This window comes from Enterococcus malodoratus (genome assembly GCF_027659535.1).
GTDB classification, from domain to species: Bacteria; Bacillota; Bacilli; order Lactobacillales; family Enterococcaceae; genus Enterococcus_A; species Enterococcus_A malodoratus.
On sequence record NZ_JAQDPG010000019.1, the window covers coordinates 1 to 12,234 of the forward strand.

Annotated in this window: 8 protein-coding genes and 2 pseudogenes; 9 read left to right on the forward strand and 1 reads right to left on the reverse strand. The window is 35.3% G+C overall.

What is annotated here, in order from left to right:
• The first annotated feature begins 149 nt into the window (after positions 1-149).
• Complete coding sequence (clpL, locus tag PGP85_RS20600) at positions 150-2,264, forward strand: ATP-dependent protease ClpL (protein ID WP_270329099.1); 2,115 nt, start codon at positions 150-152, stop codon at positions 2,262-2,264.
• A 61-nt stretch (positions 2,265-2,325) separates the two neighbouring features.
• Here the strand turns inward: clpL and PGP85_RS20605 are convergent, their stop codons facing one another.
• Positions 2,326-3,006 carry an IS6-like element IS1216 family transposase gene (locus PGP85_RS20605; protein WP_179189013.1) on the reverse strand — a complete coding sequence of 227 codons (681 nt, stop codon included), beginning with the start codon at positions 3,004-3,006 and terminating at the stop codon, positions 2,326-2,328.
• Positions 3,007-3,080: 74 nt separating this feature from the next.
• On the opposite strand from PGP85_RS20605, the pseudogene PGP85_RS20610 reads away from it, so the two are divergent.
• From PGP85_RS20610 to arsC, 8 genes and pseudogenes are all read left to right on the forward strand, one after another.
• Positions 3,081-4,640 (forward strand): annotated as a pseudogene (locus PGP85_RS20610) (cation-translocating P-type ATPase); the annotation flags it as partial.
• 160 nt (positions 4,641-4,800) lie between these two features.
• Positions 4,801-5,946: a cation:proton antiporter gene (locus PGP85_RS20615; RefSeq protein ID WP_071862929.1), complete on the forward strand. Its 1,146-nt coding sequence runs from the start codon at positions 4,801-4,803 to the stop codon at positions 5,944-5,946.
• Between the two features lie 277 nt (positions 5,947-6,223).
• A pseudogene (locus PGP85_RS20620) lies at positions 6,224-7,525 on the forward strand (TrkH family potassium uptake protein); the annotation flags it as partial.
• A gap of 306 nt (positions 7,526-7,831) precedes the next feature.
• Positions 7,832-8,179 carry an ArsR/SmtB family transcription factor gene (locus PGP85_RS20625; RefSeq protein ID WP_071862930.1) on the forward strand — a complete coding sequence of 116 codons (348 nt, stop codon included), beginning with the start codon at positions 7,832-7,834 and terminating at the stop codon, positions 8,177-8,179.
• Positions 8,157-8,534: an arsenite efflux transporter metallochaperone ArsD gene (gene arsD / locus PGP85_RS20630; RefSeq protein WP_071862931.1), complete on the forward strand. Its 378-nt coding sequence runs from the start codon at positions 8,157-8,159 to the stop codon at positions 8,532-8,534. The genes PGP85_RS20625 and arsD overlap by 23 nt, the downstream gene beginning before the upstream one ends.
• A 36-nt stretch (positions 8,535-8,570) precedes the next feature.
• On the forward strand, positions 8,571-10,295 hold the full coding sequence (gene arsA / locus PGP85_RS20635) for an arsenical pump-driving ATPase (protein ID WP_270329100.1): 1,725 nt from the start codon (positions 8,571-8,573) through the stop codon (positions 10,293-10,295).
• A gap of 60 nt (positions 10,296-10,355) precedes the next feature.
• Positions 10,356-11,438 (forward strand): ACR3 family arsenite efflux transporter, encoded by a 1,083-nt coding sequence (gene arsB / locus PGP85_RS20640; RefSeq protein ID WP_270329101.1) that lies wholly within the window; start codon positions 10,356-10,358, stop codon positions 11,436-11,438.
• Positions 11,439-11,440: 2 nt separating this feature from the next.
• Positions 11,441-11,857, forward strand: coding sequence for an arsenate reductase (thioredoxin) (gene arsC, locus PGP85_RS20645; RefSeq protein WP_090408118.1), 417 nt, complete (start codon positions 11,441-11,443; stop codon positions 11,855-11,857).
• Positions 11,858-12,234: the final 377 nt, after the last annotated feature.

Genomic DNA, 12,234 nt, shown 5'->3' on the forward strand with positions numbered 1-12,234 from the left:
GTTTTAACTTAAATAATAGAATGGACTTTCTCATTTACACAAAATATTTTACACTCTCACATAAAAATTGTGATACAATTCAGTTGTAGTTTTAAAGGATATTATGGTCACTAAGTTAAACATATAAATTTTTATGGAGGTGTTGTAATATGGCAAATTTTTACGGAAATGATCCTTTTTTCAACAATGATATGGATGATGTTTTCAATCAATTATTTCGGCGCATGGATAATCAAAATTCGGAGCGTGCACGGTATTTAGTTAATGGACAATCGTTGACACCGGATGAGTTTACTCAATACCGAGCAACTGGTAAGCTACCCCAAAATAATAAAACAATAGAAGTATCTAAAGATGGTAAACAGGCTGTTAAAAAAGGAGGGATTTTAGAAAAGTTAGGGACTAATTTGACGGAACAGGCTCGTGATGGCTTACTAGATCCAGTGATTGGACGTGAGAATGAGATTCAAGAAACTGCAGAAATTTTGAGTCGTAGAACGAAAAATAATGCAATCTTAGTTGGTGATGCCGGTGTAGGTAAAACTGCAGTCGTCGAAGGTCTGGCACAAGCAATTGTGGCTGGTAAAGTTCCAGAAACGATTCAAGATAAAGAAATCTATTCGATTGATTTATCGTCTTTGGAAGCGGGAACTCAATATCGCGGTTCTTTTGAAGAAAATATTAAACAGCTGGTAGAGGAAGTCAAAGCAGCTGGTAATATTATTCTATTCTTCGATGAAATTCATCAGATTCTCGGCACGGGTGCCACTGGTGGTGAAGATGGTGGCAAAGGATTGGCTGATATCATTAAACCTGCTTTGTCACGTGGCGAGCTGAGTGTAATCGGGGCTACGACTCAAGATGAATATCGCAATACTATTTTGAAAAATGCGGCTTTGGCACGGCGATTCAATGATGTTGTGATTAATGAACCGACGGCCGCTGACACTTTACGTATATTACAAGGTATTAAAGAGCTGTACGAAAAACATCATCATGTTGTATTACCAGATGATGTTTTGAAGGCGGCTGTGGATTATTCAATCCAATATATACCACAACGCACTTTGCCAGATAAAGCTATCGATTTGATCGACATGACTGCGGCTCATTTAGCGGCTAAAAATTCGCAAACTGATGTTGAGACATTGGATCAACGCCTTAAAAAATTAGAGGCAGCTAAGGAGGCCGCCATTAAAGCGGAGGACTTTACAAAAGCCGCTGATATCAAGAAGTCGATCGAGGAAACCAAGCAAAAAATTAAAGAAACGGATCAAAAAGAAAAAATCACTGCCACGATTGATGATGTGGCACAATCGGTTGAACGTTTAACTGGTATACCAGTTTCTGATATGGGCGCTAATGATATTGAGCGCTTGAAAAATCTTGATAAGCGTCTGAAAAGTAAGGTAATCGGTCAAGATGAAGCGGTTGAAATGGTAGCAAAAGCAATTCGGCGTAACCGTGCGGGCTTTTCAGAGGGTGATCAGCCGATTGGAAGTTTTCTGTTTGTGGGCCCAACTGGCGTAGGAAAGACTGAATTAGCTAAGCAATTAGCCTTAGATATGTTTGGAAATGAAAATGCGATTATTCGGCTAGATATGAGTGAATATGCTGATCGTACAGCTGTGTCGAAATTAATTGGTACCTCGGCTGGATACGTAGGCTATGAAGATAATGCTAATACTCTAACTGAACGGGTTCGGCGTAATCCATATTCCATTGTATTATTAGATGAAATTGAAAAGGCTGATCCACAAGTATTAACGTTACTGTTACAAGTGATGGATGATGGGCGCTTAACGGATGGACAAGGCAATGTCATTAATTTCAAAAATACGATTATTATTGCTACTTCTAATGCTGGCTTTGGTAATGAATCATTAAGTGGTGACGAGCAACGAGATCGGTCATTAATGGATAAGTTAGCACCATTTTTCCGCCCAGAATTTCTGAACCGTTTTAATGGAATCGTGGAATTTTCACATCTGACTAAGCAAGACTTAAGTCAAATTGTCGATTTAATGTTGTCGGATGTACAAAAAACTTTAGCCAAAAAATCCATCAAACTTGAGGTAACTAAAGCGGCCAAAGATTGGCTGATGGAACAAGGCTATGATGAAGCAATGGGTGCGCGGCCGTTACGGCGAGTAATTGAACAACAAATTCGTGATAAGGTAACGGATTTTTACCTTGACCACTTAGATGTCAAAAACTTGAAGGCTGATTTAGTGGATGATGAGATTGTGATATCGGCAGCTTAGCTTAAATGGTTCTGTTGCAAAGTTTTAAATAAAGAATAAAATCCCTTACGGTATCTATGATTTAAGCTGGGATTCCCAATAATACCTTGATTTCAGTACAGACCGAAAACCCGAAGAGAGTGCCTTCTTTTCGGGTTTTCTTATATAATCCTCGGATGGCTTCCATGCCTTTAATCGTGGTAGAGGCAGTGCGTAAACTTCGATAGAATTTATTGCGTCTCTTTACTGGACGATGGTCTTGTTCAATCAAATTATTCAGGTATTTAATGGTACGATGTTCTGTCCCTTGATAAAAGCCGTATTCTTTTAGTTTCTTAAAGGCACTTGTAATAGAGGGGGCTTTATCTGTGACTACAACCTTCGGTTCATCAAACTGCTTCACTAACCGCTTAAGAAAAGCATAGGCTGCTTGTGTGTCCCGTTTTTTACGTAACCAAATATCCAAGGTTAAACCATCTGCATCGATGGCTCGATACAAATAATGCCATTTTCCTTTAATTTTGATGTACGTTTCATCCATTTTCCATGAATAAAAGGATTTTTTATTTTTCTTTTTCCAAATTTGATAGAGTAGTTTGCCATATTCTTGCACCCAACGATAAATCGTCGTATGAGAAACGTTAATGCCACGATCATATAAGATTTCTCGAACTTCACGATAGCTAAGGTTATAACGAAGGTAGTAGCCCACGGCTACAATAATCACATCCTGCTGAAATTGCTTTCCTTTAAAATGATTCATCGTCATTCCTCCTGCTATCTTTTTCTATTATTCTACCTTATTTGATAGTAGATTTAAAACTTTGCAACAGAACCATTTTGTGCAACGATTCAATTGTTAGAGAAATCGAGGGAGAGTTTAAACCTTTGGGAAATCCAACAGAAGTTGCTTTAACGGTATTAGGGCAAAAGGCAGGAATCAAAAAATCAGATCTAATTGAAGAGTATTCGGTCATTCGTACATTGCCATTCACAAGTAGTCGTAAAATGATGAGTATTATTGTCAAAAACGAAGAAGGATACAAATTATATACAAAAGGTGCCCCAGATATTTTGTTAACAAACAGTAAGGGAGTATTAGTAGATACTATTATTGATTATTCGGAAGAAGCTAAACAAGCATTTAATAATAATATTGAAAAGTATGCTGATCAAGCATTACGTACTTTAGCGGTAGCACATCGAACTTTAACTAAAGAAGAAGCTATGAATGCCGACGTTACAGAATTAGAGCAGAATTTAATCCTTAGTGGTGTGGCGGGGATTATAGATCCAGCTAGAGAAGAAGTGAAAGAATCAATAAAAACGCTTCATGAAGCGAATATTGAAGTTGTAATGATTACAGGTGATCACGAAAAAACTGCCCGTGCGATTGCCTACGAGTTAGGGATCGTTATTGATAAAAATGCTCCAGTAATTAAAGGAATAGAATTAGAAAACATGACTGATGAAGATCTATTTAAAATAGTTAGATTAACCAATGTCTATGCTCGGGTTTCCCCAGAGCACAAGCAAAGAATTGTTAAACAATTACAAGCTCACAACCAAGTTGTTGCAATGACAGGAGATGGCGTGAACGATGCACCAGCGCTTCGTGCAGCTGATATTGGGATTGCTATGGGGATTGCTGGGACAGAAGTTACGAAAGATTCTGCTGACTTGATTCTATTAGATGATAAATTTACTACAATTGAAAAGTCAGTCCATAGCGGGCGTACTATTTATGGGAATATAAAAAACTTTATGCGCCATGAGCTAACAACAAATGTTGCTGAAGTTTTATCCCTGCTTATCGGGTTATTCTTCTTTACTAATACAATCGGTAATGTTTCAGGAGCAACTCCGACATTAACAGCTCTAATGGTACTATGGGTTAACATGGTTAGTGATGCAGTCCCTTCGTTTTCCTTAGGATATGATATTGCTGAATCTGATATCATGAAAGATCATCCACGTAATTTGAACGAATCAATTTTGGCTAATTATACATGGTCTAGAGTACTAATACGAGGAACAGTAATGGGACTGATGGTGTTTTTAGGATTTTGGCTTGCTGCCAAATCTGGTTTGTCTAGTAATGAAGCGCAAACAGTGGCCTTCTTAACTCTTGTTTATGGTCAACTTTGGCATGTCTTTGATGCAAGAAGTTCAAAAACTTTATTTAGAAGGAACCCTTTCAGCAATAAACGTTTGATTTTGGCCGTATCTTTTGCAGCGATTTCATCATTTTTAGTTACGATAATTCCATTTTTTAATATTGTTATGGGGACCGCGCCTTTAAGCACTCCTATATATCTACTAGTCTTATTTATTCCTGCATTACCAACACTAATATTGTCCGGAATTAAGGAACTATTTAATATTAAGATATGGTGAATAAAGATTTTACTAAAATTACAATATAAATAAAAGTGGCAACTACAAAGCATTCCTTTTTGAGGTTAAAAGTCGATCAATCACAACATTTTATTTCCTATTCTAAATCATATATCCTAAATAAGTATGAGTACTTTAAGAAGAAAGAGGATGAAAAATAATGGAGTTCATAGGGGTTTTATGTCTGATCTTAGTCAGCACTACTATAGCGGGGCACTTTTCAAGGCGGTTGGGCATTCCTGCTGTTATCGGACAGTTATTAGTGGGCATTTTGTTAGGTAACGCCGGATTAAAAATAGTTCATCCAGATATTTTAGTAGAAGATTTTTCCGAAATCGGAGTTATACTTTTAATGTTTCTAGCGGGGTTAGAAAGTGATCTTTCTTTACTGCGAAAATATTTTCGTCCAGGAATGTATGTAGCTGTTTTAGGTATCTTGTTTCCGGTCATATTAGGAACATTAGGTGGTAGTTTTTCCCATATTGCGTTAAACGAATCTTTTTACTTAGGTCTGATTTTAGCAGCTACGTCTGTTAGTATTTCAGTAGAAGTATTGAAAGAATTAAATGTTGTTAATACAAAAGAGGGATCTACAATCTTAGGAGCTTCTGTGGTTGATGATATATTAGTAGTTTTAATTGTCAGTCTAAGCATGTCTTTTTTAGGAGCATCAGGAGATAACAATCAAACACTAGGGATTATGCTAGTTGAACAAGTATTCTTCTTTATAGGAATCTATTTATTCATTCGTTGGGGCGCGCCTTATCTAATGCGATTAAGTAACAAATTGTTAGCTGAATCTTCAGTAATTATTGTTTCTCTTATTTTGTGTTTGAGCATGTCCTATTTAGCCAATCTTATTGGATTAAGTTCTGTTATAGGGTCTTTTTTTACAGGTGTTGCTATTGGGCAAACAAAGGTGTGGAAAGAAGTTCAATATAATATTGAAGCGATAGGTTATGCTGTTTTTATTCCTGTCTTCTTTGTGAGTATTGGCTTAGAAGTTACTTTTACAGGAATTGGAAAGCAACTGATATTAATCCTGTTTTTGACCCTTTTAGCGATTATTTCAAAATTGTTCGGAGGATACTTCGGAGGGAAACTAGCAGGATTCAATAATCATAGTAGTTTGATGGTTGGCTCTGGGATGATTTCCCGAGGAGAAATGGCTTTAATCATTGTTCAATTGGGTGTTCAAGCTCATTTAGTTAGCAAAGAGTATTATTCTGCTTTTATATTGGTAATCCTGTTTACAACACTATGCTCCCCATTTTTATTAAAGCATTTCACAAAAAAACTCTACTAAAGTTAACTATGTGTAGTGATAATATACTCCTATAATATGATTGCAGAAACTTTATTCTTAATCTTATTATAGGAGTATATTGCTTTTTTACCTAGATATTTTGTGTTTTTTAACTCCAAAACTGATCAGAAATATGGTACGCTTTTCATAAGTATTAATCATACTTCATAGAAAGTAGATAAGTGAAAAATACTTGTATTAATATTTAGATGTACCTAGTTTCTTAAACATGAAGGATAATAATGAGAACTAATAAAAAAAAGAGAATCAGAAAAAAAATTCTACAGCTAGAACAATTACGATGATTTTTACCTGTATCATTGTTATAGGAACTGTTTTATTAAAACTTCCTCTAAGTTCTAAATACGGACAAAACATTAGTTGGATAGATTCATTTTTTATTGCAACATCCGCTACTTGCGTTACTGGGTTATCTCCTCTTGCTATTCACAACCAATTCAATGCGTTCGGTCAAATAGTTATTTTATTTTTGATTGAAATTGGGGGAATAGGTTTCATGTCTATCCCTGTACTGTTTTTTTCTATTCGACGCAAAAGAATCAATTTTAGTACCCGAATTTTATTAAGGGACTCAATGAATTTAGAAACCAAGTCTGGTGAATTTAAGTTAGCCTTATCAATCCTCAAAATTTCTTTTCTCATCCAATTTATAGGAGCTACAATTTTATCTTCTCAATTTATTCCTAAATATGGAATACCCCAAGGAATTTGATTTGGCATTTTCCATGCTATATCCGCTTTTTGTAATGCTGGTTTTGATTTGTTTGGGAATAGTCTGATTTCATTTACTGAAATGCCAATTGTTTTATTGACAATTAGTCTCCTTATAGTTTTTGGTGGGTTAGGTTTTATCGTTTGGATTGATCTTCTTCAAATAAGAAGAAAGAGACTGAGTTTACAAAGTAAATTAGCTTTAGCAACAACAATCATGCTAATCCTAATAGGATGTACATTCTTTTCTAGGACTATTGAATATCAAGGCTCCATTATCAATAATATTTCAAATATTTTTTTCCTAGCGATAACCCCAAGAACAGCGGGTTTCTTCACTTTAAATTACGGAACAATTAAACAGTACGAATTAATGATTACGATGGTTTTAATGTTTATTGGGGGAACATCTGGATCAACAGCAGGTGGATTAAAAACAACGACGTTTTCTATCTTAATGCTAAAAGTTTTTAGTGTTTTTAAAGGGAAAGAAAGAACGGATATATTTTATCGATCAATAAATGAAGCAACCATTTCAAAAGCTATGACCTTATTTGCGCTATCTTTAATCATATGTACTGCTAGTATTTTCATATTATCTATTACTGAAGTATCCGAGCAGTCGAATTTAATTACGATAACTTTTGAGGTAATATCCGCATTAGGCACCGTAGGTCTTTCCGCAGGTATAACGCCTACGCTAACTATAGTAGGTAAACTCGTTATTATTTTCTTAATGTTTATCGGAAGAGTAGGAAGCTTGACTGTTATAGCCTCTTTAAACAATAAGAGCAATGAACAAGAGGCAAAAATAAAATATCCCGAGGAAATAATCATGTTGGGTTGATGAGCTCCCCTATTTAATATTGAATAGAGGTAAAACAATGATTAAAAATGTATGCAGAAAATATCCTAAAGATAGACATCAACGAATGTAACATAATCTGATTGTGTTACATTTGATGAATTAAATCTATTAGATCGATATACCAATATGAAGCATTAACATTGATAAAGAAAATTATCGATGTTAATGCTTTTTTGGTTCTATTGATTATTCATCAAGCATAAAAAATACAGAAACGATTGACGATTTATAGATATTCATCTATATTAATGCATAGATAAGCGTCTATGTTTAGGAGGATTAAGTATGAACTATGATGAAATGTCAGTAATGCTTAAAGCACTTGCTGATCCAAAACGGTTAAAAATCATTGATATATTGTCTTGTGGCAGCTTATGCGCATGCGATATTTTAGATCATTTTGATTTTACTCAACCGACCCTTTCACACCATATGAAAGTATTAGAAAAAGTTGGTATTGTGCTTGTTACCAAAGATGGAACATGGCACAGATATCAATTGACAGATAGCTTTGTAGATCAATTTATGGGTTCAATGATGCAATTATTTTCTAATGAAGAGAATTGCATTTGTGATACATCAAACTGTAATTGTAAAGGAGAAAAAGAAGATGAAAAAATTGGAACTATTTGAACCAGCAATGTGTTGCTCAACAGGAGTGTGTGGACCTTCTGTAGACGAAGAATTACTCATGGTGACTTCAGTTTTTGAGACATTTGAGGGAATAGATTCAGTAGAAGCTTCACGTCATAATCTTACAAGTGATCCAGATGCTTTTGTTAATAACTCCACGATTTTAAAGTTGTTACAAGAAAAAGGAAATGATATTTTACCAGTTACATTGCTAGACGGAGAAATTGTCAAAGAAGGATCTTATCCTACGTTAGAAGAATTTGGAAAATATGGTGCGATTCACTTTGTTGCTCAGCCGGTTAATAACTCTGGTGGATGCTGTGGAGGAAATGATGGAAGCGAAGGCTGTTGTTAACAGCCTCTTTTCTAGTTTAAGTAAGGAGGAGAATAAATGTTACAATATATGCCCCAAAAGATGGGCTTAACTAAATATCTATTTTTCACTGGTAAAGGTGGCGTAGGGAAAACAACTACCGCTTGTGCGACAGCCACTTCTTTAGCACAAGATGGAAATAAAGTAATGCTGGTTAGTACAGATCCGGCCTCAAATCTACAAGACGTCTTTCAGACAACGTTGACTAATAAACCTACTCCAATAAATGGAATCAATAACTTAATGGTAGCTAATTTTGATCCGATCACGGCTGCTGAAGATTACAAGGAGAGTGTTGTTGGGCCATACCGTGGCATACTTCCTGATAGTGCCCTTGTAAATATGGAAGAGCAATTGTCAGGGTCATGTACAGTAGAGATTGCAGCATTCAATGAGTTCGCAAACTTTCTAACTGATAAAGAAGTTGCAGAAGAATTTGACTATGTCATTTTTGATACGGCTCCAACAGGCCATACACTAAGAATGTTACAGCTACCCTCTGCCTGGAATAATTTTCTTGACGAAAATACTACTGGCGTTTCTTGTTTAGGTCAATTATCAGGTTTAGGTGACAAGAAAAATATGTATGAAAAAGCAGTAGGAACTTTGGCTGATGAAAAACAGACAACGTTAATCTTAGTTACTCGACCACAAAAAGCACCTTTAGTTGAAGCAGAGCGAGCGTCTGAAGAATTATTAAAATTAGGAATTGAGAACCAAAAATTAGTCGTCAATGGTTTGCTAGAAGTGTATGATGATGCTATTTCAGAGGAAATACACTCTGAACAACAAAGTGACTTGAACAACATGCCTAAACCATTAACTAAATTTGAAGCATACTACATTCCTCTCCGACCTTACAATGTCACTGGGGTAGATAAGCTTCAAATTTTATTGAACAATCAACAGCCTACTATCGTAGAACAGGAACAAGAAAGCGTTGATTTTCCTAATTTAGATTCAATAGTTAATGAGTTCATCCGAACAAATAAGAAAATTATTTTTACGATGGGGAAAGGCGGTGTAGGAAAAACAACCGTTGCAATAAAAATTGCTGAAAAATTAGCGCAATCTGGAAAAAAAGTTCATTTAGCTACAACTGATCCTGCTGATCATTTAAACTTATTTATTTCTAGTGATTTACCCATCTCAATCAGTCATATCGATGAGGAAAAGGAATTAGAAACATACAAAGAGGAAGTTCTTTCAAAGGCTCGTGAAACAATGAATGCAGATGATGTCGCTTATGTTGAAGAAGATCTTCGATCTCCTTGTACGCAAGAAATTGCTGTTTTCCGGGCATTTGCGGATATTGTAGACAAATCAGAAAATGAAATTGTTGTGATCGATACAGCCCCAACAGGTCATACATTACTTTTACTGGATTCTACTCAAAGCTATGCAAAAGAAGTAGAAAGAAGTTCCGGAGAAGTTCCTGTTTCCATTCAAAAATTGTTACCTCGGCTTCAAAATGAAGAAGAAACTGAAGTGCTTATGGTCACATTACCAGAAACGACACCAGTCTATGAAACGATGCGTTTAGATGAAGATTTGGATCGTGCAAAAATCGCTCATACCTGGTGGTTAGTAAATCAAAGTATGTTTGCGGCTGATACACAAAATAAAGTATTAAAAGCACGTTCGTTCAATGAATTAGAATGGATAGAAAAAGTATCTGAACTATCAAAAGGAAAATTTGCTGTTGAAGAATGGCAACCGAACTTTAGCCCTTTAGGGGTATAATTTTTTGCCAATACATAGATGTACATCTATGTATTGATTTCTTAATGATGGAGGATTCAAATGAAAAAAAATGAAAAACAACAAGGATTGGGAATCTTTGAAAAATATCTAACTCTTTGGGTAATAATTTGTATGGCACTTGGCATTTTAATTGGAAAGTTTCTACCGATAGTACCGGACACACTAAGTCAATTTGAGTATTATAATGTTTCTATTCCAACAGCCATTTTAATTTGGTTAATGATCTTTCCTATGATGTTAAAAATTGATTTTGGAAGTATCGTAAACGTGTCAAAAAAACCGAAAGGTCTGATCGTTACTTGTGTTACTAACTGGCTGATTAAACCTTTTACTATGTATGGTATTGCAGCCTTTTTCTTTTATGTTGTATTTAAGAGTTGGATTCCATTAGACTTGGCCAAAGAATATGTAGCCGGCGCTGTTATACTTGGCGCAGCTCCATGTACGGCAATGGTTTTTGTTTGGAGCCATTTAACTAAAGGAGATGCAGCGTATACGCTTGTTCAAGTTGCAGTAAATGATCTAATCATTCTCGTGTTATTCGCACCAATCGTTGCCCTTTTATTAGGTGTAGATAACGTTGTGGTACCGATGGCTACATTAGTATTATCAACTATACTTTTTGTTGTAGTACCCTTACTTTTGGGCGTTATTACGCGGATCTTAATTATTAAAAATAAAGGTTTGGACTACTTTGAGAATGTCTTTTTAAAGAAATTTGATTCTGTAACGATCATAGGATTACTCCTTACACTGGTGATCATTTTTTCTTTCCAAAGGGAAAAAATCCTTGCTAACCCTCTTCATATTCTGTTGATTGCTGTACCTTTAACAATTCAAACATTACTAATTTTTACGATTGCTTATACTTGGTCAAAACTTTGGAAATTACCTCATGATTTAGCGTCACCAGCGGGTATGATAGGTGCAAGTAATTTTTTTGAACTGGCTGTTGCAGTCTCCATTTCCTTATTTGGATTACAATCAGGTGCTACCTTAGCTACTGTCGTTGGCGTTTTAGTTGAAGTTCCTGTGATGTTACTCTTAGTTAAAGTGTCTAACAATACCAAAAAATGGTTTATGCAAAGCCCAGCAAATTTAACACATATTGGAGGGGAATAGCAATGAAAAAACTATACTTTTTGTGTACAGGGAACTCCTGCCGCAGCCAGATGGCTGAAGGTTATGCTCATAGTATTCTACCCAAATCAGCTTTCGAAGTCAGAAGTGCAGGTATTGAAACCCATGGATTAAATCCTAGAGCTGTAAAAGTAATGGCGGAAGATGGCGTGGATATTTCTAATCAAACGTCTGATCTAATAGACATGGATTATTTTAAGAATGCAGATTTGATCATTACTCTTTGTGGAGACGCAAAAGATAAGTGCCCTACCATTCCTAAAGGAGTTGTTCATGATCATTGGAATTTACAAGATCCTGCACAAGCAATAGGAAGTGATCAGGATATTCTTTCTGAATTTAGGAAAACCAGAGATATAATTAAGAAAAAGATTCTTGAAATCAATAGTCAGCATGATTAAATCTAGATATCATGATTCAAATTATATAAGGAAAAAATTACTGAAGAATATCACTTACAAATTATTGTTACACCATATCTCTGTTCAATACAAGATTATGAGAAGACAATGCATAGATTCGATTGATTATGTATAAATAGATAACTACCTAGATAGTATTGTAAAGTGGTAAACGTTTTAATATACTTTTAACTGAAGACTACCATTGTGGTATTTAGTTGGAGGTGAGAGGAATGTCTGTATTGCATCTATGACTATGAGTGTCTAAGAAACTTAGAGGCTCTAAGAGAGTAAATGAATGCATTCCTCCACTTTTATCTTCTTTATTAATGTGAAAAAAATCACTTTCAGAAGATAAGTTTGGAGAAGCATACTAC